The organism is Actinokineospora sp. HUAS TT18 (assembly GCF_051364635.1).
GTDB lineage: Bacteria > Actinomycetota > Actinomycetes > Mycobacteriales > Pseudonocardiaceae > Actinokineospora.
In genome coordinates this window covers 6365516-6380415 of the sequence record NZ_CP195645.1, presented here as the reverse complement: position 1 = coordinate 6380415, position 14900 = coordinate 6365516, and the positions used below count along the sequence as shown (strand labels likewise).

The window sequence follows — 14900 nt, the reverse complement described above, 5'->3', positions numbered from 1 at the left end:
GCAATGAGCAGTGGATTATCCCGTCGCGGCGTCCTGAAGGGAGCCGCCGCAGGGACGGCCGCCACCATCGTCGGGTGGAGCGCGGCGAACTCGGCGTTCGTCACCGCCGCCCAGGCGCAGACCAGCGGGATCTCAACGGTCCCCACCCTCGACGGCGTGCTGGAGACCTACAGCCCGGCGCTTGGCAACTTCAGCAAGGACTTCGGCGAGCTGGTCACCGGTGCCCCGCGCGCGGTGCTGCGCCCGGGTTCGGTGCAGGACGTCAGCAGGATCATCACCTGGGCCCGGCGCAACCGGCTCAGCGTGGCGATGAACGGGCAGAGCGGCAGCGGCAACGACCTCGAGTCGCACTCCTCGTACGGCCAGGCGCTGGTGCCCGGCGGCATCGCCATCGACCAGCGCAAGTTCAACAAGATCCACTACATCAGCAACGGGCGGGCGTGGGTCGACACCGGCGTCACCATCCGCGAGCTCTGTGACGCCGCGCTGGCGCAGGGCCTGTCCACGCAGGGCACCACCGACTACCTGAACCTGTCGATCGGCGGCGTGATCAGCGTCGGCGGCATCGGCGGCATGGTGCAGAAGCACGGCCTGTTCTCGGACATGGTCGAGGCCATCGAGATCGTCACCGGCACCGGCGAGATCCTGCGGGTGTCGCCGACGACGCGGTCGGACCTGTTCTTCGCCGCCGTCGCGGGCGCGGGCCAGTTCGGCATCATCACCAAGGCGCTGATCAAGCTGGTGCCCGCGCCGACCAACGCCCTGGTGATGAACCTGTTCTACGAGGACTTGGCCACGTACTACGCCGACTCGGAGAAGATCCTCGTCGAGAACCGGCTGTCCCACCAGTCCGGTGAGATCGTCCGCAAGCCGGACGACTCGGGCTGGCGCTACAAGGTCGAGGCCGCGGTCTACTGGACCACGACCCCGCCGGACCAGGCCAAGATCCTCGAGGGCCTGCGCGACACCCGCGCCGACATCCAGATCACCCCGATGTCCTACACGGACTGGATCTTCCGGTTCGACGCGATCGAGGCCTACCTCAAGGAGAACGGCTTCTGGACCGCGCCGAAGCCGTGGCTGAGCATCGTGCTGCCGACCTCGACGATCCAGCGGTTCATCCCGTCGGTGATCGCCGACCTGCAGCCGACGGACATGGGCGTCGGGTTCTCCGGCCTGTACCCGTTCTACCGGTCGAAGCTGAAGCACCCGTTCTTCATGCTGCCGGAGACCCGTGACGAGAAGCTGTGGCTGTTCGACCTGCTGCGCTTCCCGTTCCCGAACGACCCGAACCTGCAGCGCATGCTCGACCAGAACCGCAGGCTCTACAACCTGAGCAAGCCCCTGGGCGGCAAGCGCTACACCGTCGGCGCCATCCCCGGCATGACCCCGACCGAGTGGAAGGCCCACTTCGGCGGCCAGTACACCCGGCTGCTCGACCTCAAGCGCCGCTACGACCCGGACCGCGTGCTCACCCCCGGGCAGCGCTTCTTCGCCTGATCGCCCTTCCTCGGGAGCAGGTCCGTGTCGAGAACGCTCGGCCCGGGCCTGCTCCCGGTTCTTCCTGGAGGCTCACCATGACCGACTACGACCTGATCGACGAAGCGTTCATCAACACCTCACCCGACGTCGTGTGGGAAGCCCTCATCGCCGAGCTCGGCGGTGCGCGGCGCTGGTGGGTGCCGACCAACACCTTCGAGGCAGGTGCCATCCCCGCCGACAAGGTCGGCGCCGAGGTGCACGTCACCGTCCACACCAAGGGCGTGGACAAGGGCGGCCCGAAGCTGAAGTTCACCAGCCGCACCACCTCGGTCGTGCCCGGCCGCAGGCTCACCTTCGAGTACGTCGACGGCGCCTTCCTCGGCACCGGCGACTTCCGCCTCGACGAGGTCGACGGCGGCACCAAGCTCGCGATGCACTTCACCGCGGCCCCGCAGGGCATCCTGAAGGTGCTGGCCAAGGTCAAGGACCTCGGCGAAGCGCACTCGCAGGGCACCCAGGGCGCCTTCGCCAACCTCAACGCGCTGGTGGGTGCGCGGTGACCCGCAGCATCTCGACCGCGGCCGACCGGGTGGTGCGCACCGACGACGGCGCCGAACTCGCGGTCACCGTCGAGGAACCGCGCGACGAGCGCGCCGCCACCGTGGTCCTCCTCCACGGCTGGGGCGCCGCCCGCGCCGTGTGGCACGACGTGGCGGGGCAGCTGCTGACCGCGGGCCACCGCGTCGTGCGCTACGACCACCGCGGCCACGGCGCGTCGACCGTCGGCAAGGACGGCATCACCGTCGAGCGGCTCGGCGCCGACCTCGCCGCCGTACTCGCCCAGCTCGACATCACCGCCGCCGTGCTCGTCGGCCACTCCGGCGGCGGGTTCGCCGCGATGTCCTATGCCACCACGTACCGCACCGAGGCCGAGGCCCGCGTGCGGTCCATGGTGCTGTTGGCCACCGCGGCGCACGACCGCAAGGAGCCCGCGAGCGAAGTGAAGATGATGGGCAACCCGGTGTTCCACTTCGCGCTCAACCGCGGCCCGGTCGGCCGGGCGATGCTGCGCCAGACCCTCGGCGAGAGCCCGAGCGCGGCCGTCGCCGAGGCCAACCGGCGCATGTTCGCGGCGACCCCGCGCAAGGTGCGCCAGGCGTACTTCGGCTGCATGGCGGAGATGGACATGCGCGCGGACCTGAGGACGGTGCCCATTCCGGCCCTGGTGATCGCGGGCTCGCGGGACAAGATGATCCGGCCGGAGCTCGGCGCCGTGGTCGCCGACTCGCTGCCGGACGCCGAGTTCCGCATCGCCAAGGGAATCGGGCACATGGTGCCGCTGGAAGCCCCGGACGTCGTCGTGGCCGCCGTGGCGGAGATGGCGGCCCGCTAGCGAGATCCCGGTCGGGCGGCGACGCCGCCGCCCCCACAGTCACCCGCGCCGTCCGCCACTAACCCCGGGCGGGCACGCGGGTGCGGGGCACTCCCCCCGGGTGCCCTCCCGTCGTCGCCGTGTCGCGGTCCCTCCAATCTCCGCGGCACGGCGACGGCGTACGCCGTGCCGAGAAGGGAGCGGAAGTGGACCTGCGCAGCTGGCTGCCGCGTGCGGTCGACGTGGTCGAGGAGTGGGGCGCGGCGTTCGGCCCGTTCACCCCGCACGCGTCCCACCAGGTCGACGACGCCGCGTTCGGCGCCGCGTACGCGCGGTTCGCCAAGCGCCTGCACGACAACTACCCGTTCTTCCACCCGCGCTACGTCGGGCAGATGGTCAAGCCGCCACATCCCGCCGCCGTCGTCGGCTATGTGACCGCGATGCTGATCAACCCGAACAATCACGCCGCCGAGGGAGGCCCCGCCACCACGGAGATGGAGCGCGAGACCGTCGCCGCGCTCGCCGACATGTTCGGCCTGCCCCGCCACGCGGGCCATCTGACCACGAGCGGCACGATCGCCAACCTCGAAGCCCTTTACGTGGCAAGGCAAGCGCACCCCGGCAAGGCCGTCGCGTACAGCACCGAGTCGCACTACACCCACGAGCGCATGTGCCACGTCCTGGGGATCGAGGGCGTGCCGCTGCCCGTCGACGCCGCGGGCCGGATCGACCTCGACGCCCTGCGCGACGCGCTCGCCACCGGCCGCGTCGGCACCGTCGTGGTCACCGCGGGCACCACCGGGCTCGGTGCGGTCGACCCGGTACACGAGGTGCTGCCGCTGGCCCGCGAGTTCGGCGCGCGCGTGCACGTCGACGCCGCGTACGGCGGGTTCTACGCGCTGCTCGCCGGGTCCGACCCGACAATCGACCCGCGGCCGTGGGCGGCCGTCGCCGGGTGTGACTCGGTGGTCGTCGACCCGCACAAGCACGGCCTGCAGCCTTACGGCTGCGGCGCGATCCTGTTCGCCGACCCGGCCGACGCGCGGCACTTCGGGCACGACTCGCCCTACACCTACTTCACCGACGCGGACCTGCACCTGGGCGAGATCAGCCTGGAGTGCTCCCGCGCCGGTGCCGCCGCGGCGGCGCTCTGGCTGACGACGCAGCTGCTGCCGCTCACCCCGACCGGCCTCGGCGCCGTGCTCGCCGCGGGACGCCGAGCCGCCCTGCGGTGGGCCGATCTGCTGGAGACGAGCACCGAACTGCGTCTCTACCAGCGCCCGGACCTCGACATCGTCACCTACGCCCCGCGCCATCCCACGCTCAGCGCCACGGACCTCGGGTCGGAACGCCTGCTGCGCGGCGGCATGTCCGCCGACGACGACCCGGTCTACGTGAGCCTGCTGCGCGTCGACGCTCTTGCGTTCCGGCGCAGGCACCCGGAGGTCGCCGCCGACGCCGAGACCGCGCGGGTCTGCCGCAGCGTGCTGATCAAGCCCGAGGCCGAGCACCACGTCGACCGAACCCACGACCGGGTGCGCCGTCTCGTCACCGCGACCCGGTGACGCCCGATCCATCCCCGACGAGGCGGAAGGAGTCACCCGAGGTGACCTTCATCGAGATACCTGGCCGAGCCCCGAGCCTGCCGGAGCCGCACGAGCTGCCCGCGGGTGTGCGGCTGGCCACCGCGGCCGACCAGGACGGGCTCGTCAGCCTGCTCAGCGCCTCGTTCCTGGAGGACCCGCTGACCAGGTGGATCCTGCCCGACCCGGTCGCCCGCGCGGCGGCGCTGCCCGGCTTCTTCGAGGTGTTCGTCGAGCTCGCCCTGACCCACGGCGGAATCCTCCTCGGCGGCGACTACGAGACCGCGCTGCTGTTCACCTCGCCGGTCGCCACCGAACTGGCCGACGAGCGCGCCGACGACATCCAGCGCAGGCTGTCGGACGCGGTCGGCGGCGGCGGCGCCGCGTCGATGCTGCTGACGATCCTGGGCATGCAGGCGTCACACCACCCGACCGACCGCGCCCACTACTACATCTCCTTCGCCGGGGTCCGCCCCGACCTCCAGCGGCGCGGCGTCCTCACCGGGATGATCGCGCCCCTGCTGCGCCTCGCCGACCAGCAGGGCTACCCGATCTACACCGAAGCCAGCTCAGCGGGCGGCGCGGCGGCGGCCCTGCGCTTCGGCTTCACCCCGATCGGCAGCGTGATCAGCCTGCCGAACGGCCCCGCATTACGTCCATTGTGGAGGGAGCCGCAATGACCGACCTGCGAGTCTGGACCGCGGCGGAGGTGGAGAACGGCGCGGCGCCCGCGCTGGCGCCGGTGCTGCGGTGGAGCCAGGAGTATCTCGTCTCGCCGCACCCCGATCTTGGGCGGACCGGCCCTGTCTGTCCTTATACGCAGCCGTCTTTGCGCAAGAACCTGTTTTACCTGGCCTTGCCGACTGTTGGCGACCCCGCGACGGCGGTGGCGGCGCTGCGGTCGTGGCACGCCCGCCTGTCCGCCTCGCTGTCCGAGGGCGACCGTGAGCTGTTGACGCTGCTGCTTGTGCTGCCGGAGGTGGATCGGGCGGACTCGACTGAGTTGGATCTGTTGCAGCGCAAGGCCAAGGACGAGTTCGTCGCTGATGGTCTGATGATCGGCCAGTTCCATCCCACGTGTCCGGAACCTGGCCTGTGGAACCCGGACTTCCGCCCGCTGCGATCTCCTGTGCCGCTGCTCGCGGTACGCCAGATGCTGGTCTACGACCTGCTCTTCCTGGTCGACGACCACGGCCACACCGACAGCTACCTCCGCCGCTTCGCCCCGGAGATCCCGGCGCGGGTCCGCGACCAACTCACCACCCGCCTGGTCAACGGCCCCTACTCCGAAGCGATGAGCGCATGACCACGTCCATCCACAACCTGGCCAACGATCCACAGCTTTTCGCACACCCTCCCCACAACCCCCACCCCCCGATAGACTGGCCAAGGGCCGTCCCCCCGGGACAGGGTGGGGGCCGTCGACGTGGGGATTGCCTCGGCGGCAAAGATTTGCGGCCCGCCGCGATCCTCGTGCCTGCTACCGTCGTGGCGGCGTCGGCGGCGTGGGTGCTGCGGGCGTACACCGGGCCCATGCCCACCCCCGCCACCCGAGCGCACGCGCTCATCGGGTCCGGCCATCACACCGCGGGCGCTACCCTGCCGCCCCCAGTCGTAGGCGACGCCCTGGCCAACACAGTCGGGCTCGCGTTCCTCATCCTCCTCCCCGCCGCCGCCGGGATCGCCGGTGCGGCGGCTGTCGCGCGCGGGCTCTCCGGGATTCGGAGCTACGCCGCCTTCGCCGCGGTGGCCGGGATGCTGGCTGCCCTGATCACAGTCGCCGTGGGCGCGATCGCGCTTGGGGGCGCGGTGTCGTTCACCGATTCGCTTGCGGCAGCGGTCTCCGTGCTGCGGAACACGTTCGTGGTCGTCGTCGGTGTGTGTGCCGTCGGGGCCGTTCCTTGGCGGCAGTTGCCCGCCCGATCCCCAAAGGTGTGATGAACATGATCAACCGTCGCAACGCGTTGACTCTCGGGGCGGTGGGTGGGGCGGCCCTCGCGCTGCCGACCGAGAGCCTGATGAACTTGGCGTTCGGTCCGACGTGGACAGTCGACCCGTTCACGCGGGCGCTGCCCATCCCGCAGGCACTGCGTCCGTCGGCGACGCGGATCGACGCCGACATCTACCGGCTGACCGTCGGGGAGGGCACCGCGGAGATCGTGCCCGGGGTCCGCACCAGGGTGCTGACCTACAACGGCCAGTTCCCCGGCCCCACGATCCTCGCCCAGCAGGGGCGCACCGCCAAGGTCGTCGTGACCAACTCCCTACCGAGCACGACCGCGCTGCACCTGCACGGCGGCAACGTGCCCGCCGAGAGCGACGGGCACCCGATGGCGGTCATCGAGCCCGGCCGCTCCCGCACCTACACCTACCCGAACCTGCAACGCGCGGGCACGCTCTGGTACCACGACCACGCCCACCACATGGAGGCCGAGAACGTCTACCGCGGCCTGTCCGGCGTGTACCTCATCGAGGACGCCCGCCCGACGCACCGGCTGCCGAGCGGGGCCCACGACATCCCGCTGCTGCTGCGCGACGCCGACATCTCCCGCGACGGGGAGCTGCACTGGCAGGTCTTCGGGCAGGCGGGCCGGTCCCTCGTCCTGGTCAACGGCGCTGCCCAGCCGCGGCTGGCGGTCCGGCGGCGGCGGTACCGGCTGCGGCTGGTCAACGGCGCCAACGAGCGCACGTTCAAGCTGCGCCTGAGCAACGGCGCCGAGTTCGTCCAGGTCGGCAGCGACGGCGGCCTGCTGCCCCGGCCCGTCCGGCGCGGCGAGATCACCCTGTGGCCCGCCGAGCGGGTCGACGTGGTGGTCGACTTCAGCGGGTCGGCCGACGGGACCCAGATCGTCCTGGAGAACGTCGACGGCGAATCCGACGCCACCAGGCGGATCCTGCGGTTCGACGTCACCGGCGGCCACGAGTTCGACCCGTCATCGATCCCCTCGACGCTGGCGGCCGCGCCCACTGTCCGGACCCCGACGGTGACACGCCGGGTGGAGCTGAGCTTCGACGCGCTCGCGGGCACGTTCCTCATCAACGGCAAGTCCTACGACCCCAACCGGATCGACTTCACCGTCAAGCGCGGCAGCACGGAGCTGTGGGAGATCGTCAACCTCGACACCCAGTTCGAGATCCCGCACTCGATGCACCTGCACCAGATCCAGTTCCGCGTCCTGGACCGCGACGGCGTCCCGGCCGCGGAGTGGGAGGCGTATCCGAAGGACACCGTCGCGGTCCCGCCGGGCACCACGGTGCGCATCCTCGCCACGTTCGACAGTCCCTACACCGGGATCTATCCGTTCCACTGCCACTTCATCGACCACTCGTCGCTGGCGATGATGGCGCAGATCAAGATCGTCCCGTGACGGGTAGGGGTCCGGCCGCGCGCCGGACCCCTAAATCCCTTATCTAGATGGCAACACAGAGGAGAATGAAGCCCACGGCCACGGCGAGGCCGCGAAGATTGTGCCACCGGTTCCACGGTGCTTCGAACATCCGCCGGACCTCGGCGGAGTTCTTCTGACGAGAGACCGGCCCGGCCGCCTCAAGCCGGGCGTTCAGCGGAAAGTTGCCGCCGAAGGTGAACCCATGAGACAGCAGGACAAGCACCGACCCGATCACCGCGGCGGCGTCCACACCGCCGCCGTTGAGCAGATCGATCACCGGGATCGCCAGCGCCGTCAGCATGGACACCAGGAACGTCAGGCCGAACAGGCCGTTTCCGATCACGCGGTTGATCCGCTGCATCACGTCGATGAAAACCTTGTCGTCGACCTGTTTGAGCGCGGGCATCACCCCGACCGAGAACCCCAGGAACACCCCCGCGATGAGTCCCGACGCGATCGCCGCGACCAGCACCACTACCTCGAACATCCGACACCTTCCATCGACACCGACGTTTGCCCGGACTTCGCCAAGCGCAACCTACTGGGCGGGCCGGACAAGATCGATAGGTTGAGATCACATAGACGATTCATGCGTTTTTCACCCATGAGCATGTGCGTTCGTCTATAGTAGAGGCCATGAGCACGCTAGCGGACGACACGTTGACCGGTCTGCTGGACGGACCGAGAGCCCGCGGGGCCTTCCTGCTCCGCTCGATCCTGAACCCACCATGGTCCATCCGCGTGGAGGACCGCGCGCCGCTGTCCTTGGTCACCCCGGCCCAGGGCGACGCGTGGATCGTCCCCGACCACGGCGACCCGGTGGAGCTGCACCCCGGCGAGGTCGCGATCATGCGCGGCCCCACGCCGTACACGATCGCCGACGACCCGACCACCCCGCCGCAGGTGATCATCTACCCCGGTCAGCGCTGCGTCACCATCGACGGCGACGACATCGGCGAGTCCCGCAACCTCGGCGTGCGCACGTGGGGCAACAACGAGGGCTCCGCGGTCATGCTCAGCGGCACGTACCAGATGCAGCGCGAGATCGGCCAGCGCCTGTTCGGCGCGCTCCCCCCGGTCCTGGTCCGCCCGATCGACGCGGGCGACAGCGCGCTGGTGGCGTTGCTGGAGAACGAGATGCTGAAGCAGGAGCCCGGTCAGGAGCTCGTGCTCGACCGCATCCTCGACCTCGTGCTGGTCAGCGTCCTGCGCGCGTGGCTCGCCTCCCCCGGGGTCGGCGCCCCGGCCTGGTACCGCGCCCAGCACGACCCGGTGGTCGGCGCCGCGCTGCAGCTGCTGCACACTGAACCCGCCCAACCGTGGACCGTCGCCACCCTGGCCGCCCGCGTCGGGGTGTCCCGCGCCGCATTGGCCCGCCGCTTCACCGCACTGGTCGGCGAACCGCCGATGAACTACCTGACCAGCCTCCGCCTCGCCCTGGCCGCCGACCTGATGCGCGAGTCCAACGCCACCATCGGCTCGGTGGCCAGGAAAGTCGGCTACAGCAGCTCTTTCGCCCTGAGCACGGCGTTCAAGCGCGTGCGCGGCATGTCCCCCCAGGAGTACATCCGCCAGGCCGCCGCCAACCCCGGCGTCGCGGTCGCCGCGGTCTCGTAGGGAAGAATCGACGGAGCGCGGTGGCGGTCGCCGCGCTTCTCGTCGGGGGTGTGATGTCCAAGCTGCGCCACGGTTTCCGGACCGTTCTGCGGACCAGGCGCGGCCGCAGGACCATCGCGCGCGACTCGCTGGCGACCTTCGGGGTCATCGGCGGCTCGCTGCAGGTCTACGACATCCTCACTCCCGGCGCGACCTACCACCCCGTCGCCATGGTCGGCCTCTTGGCCGTCGCCCCGCTGGGCGTCGGGCTGTTCCGGTCCTGGCCGCGCCGGGTGCTGTCCCGCGGCCTCGACCGCCCGGACGTGACCGTGAGCGTCAAGGTCGGCGACCTCTTCGAGCAGGACACCCACCTCGTCATCGGCTTCACCGACACCTTCGACACCGACGCGCGGATCATCCATCCGAGCAGCGTCCAGGCCCAGTTCCAGCGCCGCCTTTTCCCCGACACCGCCGCCCTGGACGAGGCCATCGCGGAAGCCCTCGCGAACACGCCGAGTGAGCCCGCGAACAAGCCCAAGGGCAAGACCCAGCGCTACCCCATCGGCACCACGGCTGTGCTGGAGTCCAACCGCAGACTGTGTTTCTGCCTCGCCTACGCGGTGATGGGCGAGGACATGCTGGCGCGGTCGACGGTCGACGACATCTGGACCAGCCTCAGCACCCTCTGGGACGCGGTCTACCTGCACGCGCACCGCGAGCCCGTCTCGATCGCCATCGTCGGCTCGGACCTGGCGAAGATCGACACGCTCGACCGCGCCAGCCTGATCCGGCTCATCGCGCTGTCGTTCATCGCGCGGTCGAGGACCAGCGTGGTCAGCCGCGAGCTCACCATCATGGTCCACCCGGCCGACGTCGAGAAGGTCGACCTGGTGGAACTGGGCGCTTTCCTCAGCACCATCTAGAAAAGCCGCCGGTTTCGCTCCAGGAAGCGAAACCGGCGGCCGGGGTTGTGCTGACGGGACCTACCGGGGGAGCAGTCCGTCGGCACGATCGGGGCGGCCGTGCAGCCACAGTGCGCGGCCGAGGCAGCCGAGCGCGAGGACACAGGCCACCGTGCGCGCCATGTGGGCGGAGTTCCACGGGGCCTCGAACGCGGCGCGGACGGCGGCGAGGTCGGCGATGCTGGAAGGGGCGCCCGCGGCTTCCAGCTTCTGGTTGAGCGGGATGTTGATTCCCATGGTGATGGCCACGCTCACCACGTAGAGCAGCAGCGACGCGAGGATCCAGCGGGCGGCGGCGCGCCTGCCCATGCGGTTCTCGATGATCGCGGCGGCACCGGTGAAGATGAAGGAGCCGAGGAACGCCGAGCCGAACGCGCCGTTCTCGATGGAGCGGTTGATGTTCTGCATGCTGTCGATGAACGACTTGTCGTCGGTCTTGGCCAGCCCGGGCATCACCGAGATGGCGAAGGCGTAGAACACCCCGGCGACCACCCCGACGCTCGCCGTGGCCAGCCACAACACCGGGCCCGCCAGCTTTCCCCTCGCCGGGATGCGCTGGTCGACCTCGCCCGTACCCGCCATGTTTCCTCCTCGTCGCGTGCTCAGCTGAGGACCGTCGACAGGCTGCTCGTCGACCCCTCGGCGACCATTGTTCCCTTGTGCAGGAGTCCAAACCGGTCGCACAGCCACCGAACCTCACCAAGATCACGGCACGCGTACAGCACCGCCACACCTTCGTCGCGAAGCCGCGCGAGGGTGCCCAACAACCGCTGCTTGCTCTCCGGGTCGATACCCGTGGTGGGCTGGTCGAGGACCAGCAGTCGCGGCCGGTGCAGCAGCGCCACGGCCAGGCTGAGTTCGCGCAGGACGCCGCCGGTGCAGCGGTCGACGCGCTCGCCCGCGCGGTCGAACAGGCCGACGGCGCTGAGCACCTCCGCGGCGCGGTCGCGGCGCATGGCGCGCGGCAGGCCGAAGAACCGCGCCCAGAAGCGGACCGTCTCGCCGATCGTGGCCGACGGGATCATCACCACGCTCTGGGGCACATAGCTGACCGACTCGCGCAGGGAGCGGCCGCCGATGGCATCGATCGGGGTGCGCCGCACCATGACGGTGCCCTCGTCGGCGGTGAGCAGGCCGCAGACCATGCGCACGGTGGTGCTCTTGCCCGCCCCGGCGGGGCCGACGAGGCCGTACGCCTCGCCCGCGCGAACGTCGAAAGACACGTCGTCGACGACGACGTGCTCGTGGTAGGACGCCTTGAGGCCGCGCACCGACAGCAGCGGTCCTGGTGGGACCGGCGCGGTGCGCTGGGCCGGGAGTGTGTGCTCGGCTAAACCGACGGCTCTCGTGGGTAAGTCGACGGCGGTGTTGGTGGATCCCATGGCGATTCCCCTTGTGTCTAGAAGCCCTGCTCTTCCCCTCAAGGCCGGCCCGCGCTGTGGACGCGGGCCGGTCTACGCCGCCGTCAGCGACCGTGTCGCGTTCACCACCAGCGGTACTGGCGGTGGTAGTTCCAGCGCAGCACCGTGGTGCCGAGCAGCCGTACCGGCGGCGGCATCGCGGAGGCGGCCCCCACCGCGCTCGCGTTGTCGGCGCCGTCGAGCATCCAGGGAACGAGGAACTGCATGATGGGCAGCGGCGCGCTGGTGATCACGCGCTGCTCGATGGCGGAGTACTCCCGCTGCGACAGGTCGACGCAGAAAGCCTTGAACACCACCGATTCCTCGGCTCGCAGGTGGTCCCGGATGATCGCGTCGAAGCCCAGTGCGGCGGCCTCGACCTCGCCGCGCGGGCGACCCGGCTTGAGCGCGGCCCCCACCGCGTCCATCGCGTCGTCGAGCGCGGCGTGGTCGGCGTGCATCGCCTTCTCGGTCTCGGCGAAACCCGGCACGCGGTCGCGCAGCGCGGGCCACAGGATGTCGTCCTCGGTGTGGTGGTGCCAGTCGATGACCGCCCGCACCTGCTTCCACCAGTCGGCCACCTTGCCGACCCTGTCCTGGGGCAGCACGGGCGCCACCGAGACGAGCCGACGCGCGTCGCGGCGCATCGCCACGTGCATCAGGGCGAACCCGTGCACATGCTTGGGCAGCGAGTCCAATCCGTTCTCAGTGGACAGATGAGCCTGCATGAGCACAGCCCTCCTCGGTGGCGTTCGTGCGGATCGAACCGGTCAGACGTTCCAGACGCCCGTCGCGGCGGCGTCCTTGATGTAGTCGGTGAAGTCCTTCGCCGGGCGGCCGAGCACCTGGCGGATGTCGTCGCTGGTGTGGGCGTTGCGGCCGTCGAGGACCTCTTCCATCAGCTCGGCGAAGTGCGACGGCATGCCGTACTCCTCCAGCGCGGCGGCGTACTCCTCGTGCGACATCGGCTTGTAGACGACCTCGCGGCCGAGCACCTTGGTGAACTCGGCGGCGACCTCGGCGAAGGTCAGCAGCCGCGGCCCCGTCATCTCGTAGATCCGTCCGATGTGGACGTCGTCGGTGAGCGCGGCCACGGCGACGTCGGCGAGGTCGTCGAGGTCGACGAACGGCTCGGCCACGTCACCGGCGGGCAGGGCGATCTCGCCCGCGAGGATGTACTCGAGCAGGAAGTGCTCGCTGAAGTTCTGGTTGAACCACGCGCCGCGCACGATCGTCCAGTCGGAACCGTTGGCACGCACGACATCCTCGCAGCGCACGGCTTCCGCCTCGCCGCGGCCGGAGAGCACGACCAGCCGCTTGACGCCGTTCTCGACGGCGATCTTGGAGAACGTGTCGAGCGACTCGTAGGCGCCCGGGAAGGTCATGTCCGGGTAGTAGCTGATGTAGGCCGCCTTCGCGCCGCGCAGCGCGGGCTCGTAGGTGGCGGTGTCCTCCCAGTCGAACGGGATGGAACCAGTCCGCGAGCCGATTCGCACCGACTCCCCACGGTTCACGAGTCGTTCGGCGACCCGTCGGCCAGTCTTTCCGGTGCCGCCGGTCACCAAGATCGGGTTCTGGTTTTCCGCCTGTGTCTCTCCCATGTGATTAGTACACAGTCCGGACACCTAGACGGGCCATAGCCGAGAAGCTCAGGCGCATATCCGGACGTCTCACCCCACGGGGCTAGTCCTTGCCGTAGACGATCGCCCAGTAGTAGCCGCACTCGCCGCCGACGGCCCGGCCGACGCCGATGGTGTCGACCTCGCAGGACAGCGCAGGCGTGTCGCCCGCGGCGAGTTCACCGGCCAGTTCGGCACCGGTCTCGCGGTAGGCCGCGACATACGCCCCGCGCATGCCGCGGTAGCCGGTGGCCTTGACCCTGTCGGCGAGGGAGGTGCCGTCCGGGCTGGTCAGGCCGATGTAGCCGCTCTTCATCATGTCGGTGCTGTGGGCGCGGGCCGCGGTGGTCAGCTGCGGGATCGACCGCACCGGGCCGCAGCCCTCCGCCGAGCGGCGCTTGTTCAGCGCGGTGATCAACTTGTCCGCTTCGGACGGTGGCTTCGGCGTGGTGGTCGTCGTGGGTGCCGGGGTGGTCGTCGTCGGCGCAGGCACGTCCGCGACGGGCGCGGCGGGTGCCGGGACGGTCTCCTGGGTGGTCGGCGGCGGCGCGGCGGCGGGCGGCGGTTCCTGCGGGCTCGGCACGAACCACCAGCCGACGGTCAGCGTGAAGGTCAGCCCCAGCGTGACGAGGCTCTTGCGGACCAGGTGGCGCGACGGGTCGGCCAGCGCCCACGCGACATGGTCGACCGGGACCGACGTGCGCCCGGCGGCGATCAGCAGCACACCGAAGGCGGCCAGCGGGGCGGTGAGCCTGCCCGCGAGGTCGCGGCACTCCGGGCAGCGCCGCAGGTGCCGGTCGACGCTGGCGCGCTGGGCGCGCGACAGGGTGCGCGGCCGGTCGGGCACCAGCCCGGCCAGCCGCGAGCAGCGGCGCGGGTTGCGCGCGAGCAGCAGCAGCCGCACGGCGTGGCCGAGCGCGGAGCGGGCGCGGTGGGCGAGCACGGCGGCGTGCGAGGCGCGCACGTCGAGCGCCTGGGCCAGCTCGGCGGTGGTCACCTCGTCGCGGACCGTCAGTTCGAGGATCGCCAGTTGGCGCGGCTCCAGGCTCGCCGCGGCGTCCCACACCAGCCCGGCGGCCTCGCGGGCCGCGGCGTTCTCGTGCGGCGAGTCGTCCCCGGCGATCTCCGGCAGGTCCCACAGCAGCACCGGGCCGCCCCGGCGGACGTGGTCGAGCGCGGCGCGGTGGGCGATGCTGAACAGCCACGGCCGGAATCTGGCGGGATCCCGCAGGTCACCCAGCAGGCGCAACGCCCGAACGAACGCGTCCTGGACCAGGTCCTCGGCCAAGTGCGGGTCGCCGACCGTACGCGCGACGAACCGGGTCACCGAACCCCGATACCGGTGGTAGAGCTGCGTGAACGCGTCCTCGTCACCAGCCAGGGTGGCTTCGACGAGTTCGGCGTCCGCCGCTTCGGCTACCCGCATCCGTTGTCGCCTCCGCGCAAAAATCTTCGACGGCTTTCGACATCAGACCGTAATCCCTGGCGCAACCCCTC

General features: G+C 70.5%; 16 protein-coding genes. 10 read left to right on the top strand and 6 right to left on the bottom strand.

All coding sequences use genetic code 11. The features are described 5' to 3' along the window. The first annotated feature begins 3 nt into the window (after positions 1-3). The 8 genes from ACSHT8_RS29605 to ACSHT8_RS29570 all read left to right on the top strand — a co-directional run bounded on the left by ACSHT8_RS29605 (position 4) and on the right by ACSHT8_RS29570 (position 7805). Complete coding sequence (locus ACSHT8_RS29605; protein ID WP_436494509.1) at positions 4-1500, top strand: FAD-binding protein; 1497 nt, start codon at positions 4-6, stop codon at positions 1498-1500. 77 nt (positions 1501-1577) lie between these two features. Further along, a complete protein-coding gene (locus ACSHT8_RS29600; RefSeq protein WP_436494507.1) occupies positions 1578-2042 on the top strand; it encodes an SRPBCC family protein in 465 nt (154 codons plus the stop codon). Beyond that, the gene (locus tag ACSHT8_RS29595; protein ID WP_436494505.1) at positions 2039-2875 is read left to right on the top strand and encodes an alpha/beta fold hydrolase; all 837 of its coding nucleotides are present in this window, start codon (positions 2039-2041) and stop codon (positions 2873-2875) included. Before ACSHT8_RS29600 ends, ACSHT8_RS29595 begins: the two co-directional genes overlap by 4 nt. A gap of 185 nt (positions 2876-3060) precedes the next feature. Further along, entirely contained in the window at positions 3061-4419 is a 1359-nt protein-coding gene (locus tag ACSHT8_RS29590; protein WP_436494503.1) for a pyridoxal phosphate-dependent decarboxylase family protein, read from the top strand. 41 nt (positions 4420-4460) lie between these two features. Continuing rightward, a complete protein-coding gene (locus ACSHT8_RS29585; RefSeq protein ID WP_436494501.1) occupies positions 4461-5117 on the top strand; it encodes a hypothetical protein in 657 nt (218 codons plus the stop codon). Beyond that, positions 5114-5743: a DUF6875 domain-containing protein gene (locus ACSHT8_RS29580; protein ID WP_436494499.1), complete on the top strand. Its 630-nt coding sequence runs from the start codon at positions 5114-5116 to the stop codon at positions 5741-5743. Before ACSHT8_RS29585 ends, ACSHT8_RS29580 begins: the two co-directional genes overlap by 4 nt. 167 nt (positions 5744-5910) lie before the next feature. Continuing rightward, positions 5911-6375: a hypothetical protein gene (locus tag ACSHT8_RS29575; protein WP_436494497.1), complete on the top strand. Its 465-nt coding sequence runs from the start codon at positions 5911-5913 to the stop codon at positions 6373-6375. A gap of 5 nt (positions 6376-6380) precedes the next feature. Next, complete coding sequence (locus ACSHT8_RS29570) at positions 6381-7805, top strand: multicopper oxidase family protein (protein ID WP_436494495.1); 1425 nt, start codon at positions 6381-6383, stop codon at positions 7803-7805. 43 nt (positions 7806-7848) lie between these two features. On the opposite strand, the gene ACSHT8_RS29565 is transcribed toward ACSHT8_RS29570, so the two are convergent. Then, positions 7849-8301, bottom strand: a complete 453-nt coding sequence (locus ACSHT8_RS29565; protein WP_436494493.1) for a DUF1772 domain-containing protein — start codon at positions 8299-8301, stop codon at positions 7849-7851. Positions 8302-8462: 161 nt separating this feature from the next. Between ACSHT8_RS29565 and ACSHT8_RS29560 the strand changes: the two genes are divergently transcribed. Both ACSHT8_RS29560 and ACSHT8_RS29555 read left to right on the top strand, forming a co-directional pair. Next, on the top strand, positions 8463-9443 hold the full coding sequence (locus ACSHT8_RS29560) for an AraC family transcriptional regulator (protein ID WP_436494491.1): 981 nt from the start codon (positions 8463-8465) through the stop codon (positions 9441-9443). A 53-nt stretch (positions 9444-9496) separates the two neighbouring features. Next, positions 9497-10345, top strand: a complete 849-nt coding sequence (locus tag ACSHT8_RS29555) for a macro domain-containing protein (RefSeq protein WP_436494489.1) — start codon at positions 9497-9499, stop codon at positions 10343-10345. A 60-nt stretch (positions 10346-10405) separates the two neighbouring features. Here the strand turns inward: ACSHT8_RS29555 and ACSHT8_RS29550 are convergent, their stop codons facing one another. From ACSHT8_RS29550 to ACSHT8_RS29530, 5 genes are all read right to left on the bottom strand, one after another. Beyond that, on the bottom strand, positions 10406-10966 hold the full coding sequence (locus ACSHT8_RS29550) for a DUF1772 domain-containing protein (protein WP_436494487.1): 561 nt from the start codon (positions 10964-10966) through the stop codon (positions 10406-10408). Positions 10967-10986: 20 nt separating this feature from the next. Beyond that, on the bottom strand, positions 10987-11766 hold the full coding sequence (locus ACSHT8_RS29545) for an ABC transporter ATP-binding protein (protein WP_436494485.1): 780 nt from the start codon (positions 11764-11766) through the stop codon (positions 10987-10989). Positions 11767-11867: 101 nt separating this feature from the next. Further along, positions 11868-12512, bottom strand: coding sequence for a hemerythrin domain-containing protein (locus tag ACSHT8_RS29540; RefSeq protein WP_436494483.1), 645 nt, complete (start codon positions 12510-12512; stop codon positions 11868-11870). A gap of 42 nt (positions 12513-12554) precedes the next feature. Further along, a complete protein-coding gene (locus tag ACSHT8_RS29535; RefSeq protein ID WP_436494479.1) occupies positions 12555-13385 on the bottom strand; it encodes an NmrA family NAD(P)-binding protein in 831 nt (276 codons plus the stop codon). A gap of 82 nt (positions 13386-13467) precedes the next feature. Continuing rightward, a complete protein-coding gene (locus ACSHT8_RS29530) occupies positions 13468-14829 on the bottom strand; it encodes a sigma-70 family RNA polymerase sigma factor (RefSeq protein ID WP_436494477.1) in 1362 nt (453 codons plus the stop codon). Positions 14830-14900 lie beyond the last annotated feature (71 nt).

Coding starts and splice junctions, on each gene's coding strand:
- ACSHT8_RS29600 (WP_436494507.1), top strand. CDS start 1,578: ATGACCGACTACGACCTGATCGACGAAGCGTTCATCAACACCTCACCC.
- ACSHT8_RS29545 (WP_436494485.1), bottom strand. CDS start 11,766: ATGGGATCCACCAACACCGCCGTCGACTTACCCACGAGAGCCGTCGGT.
- ACSHT8_RS29550 (WP_436494487.1), bottom strand. CDS start 10,966: ATGGCGGGTACGGGCGAGGTCGACCAGCGCATCCCGGCGAGGGGAAAG.
- ACSHT8_RS29535 (WP_436494479.1), bottom strand. CDS start 13,385: ATGGGAGAGACACAGGCGGAAAACCAGAACCCGATCTTGGTGACCGGC.
- ACSHT8_RS29530 (WP_436494477.1), bottom strand. CDS start 14,829: ATGCGGGTAGCCGAAGCGGCGGACGCCGAACTCGTCGAAGCCACCCTG.
- ACSHT8_RS29540 (WP_436494483.1), bottom strand. CDS start 12,512: ATGCAGGCTCATCTGTCCACTGAGAACGGATTGGACTCGCTGCCCAAG.
- ACSHT8_RS29560 (WP_436494491.1), top strand. CDS start 8,463: ATGAGCACGCTAGCGGACGACACGTTGACCGGTCTGCTGGACGGACCG.
- ACSHT8_RS29605 (WP_436494509.1), top strand. CDS start 4: ATGAGCAGTGGATTATCCCGTCGCGGCGTCCTGAAGGGAGCCGCCGCA.
- ACSHT8_RS29555 (WP_436494489.1), top strand. CDS start 9,497: ATGTCCAAGCTGCGCCACGGTTTCCGGACCGTTCTGCGGACCAGGCGC.
- ACSHT8_RS29570 (WP_436494495.1), top strand. CDS start 6,381: ATGATCAACCGTCGCAACGCGTTGACTCTCGGGGCGGTGGGTGGGGCG.
- ACSHT8_RS29580 (WP_436494499.1), top strand. CDS start 5,114: ATGACCGACCTGCGAGTCTGGACCGCGGCGGAGGTGGAGAACGGCGCG.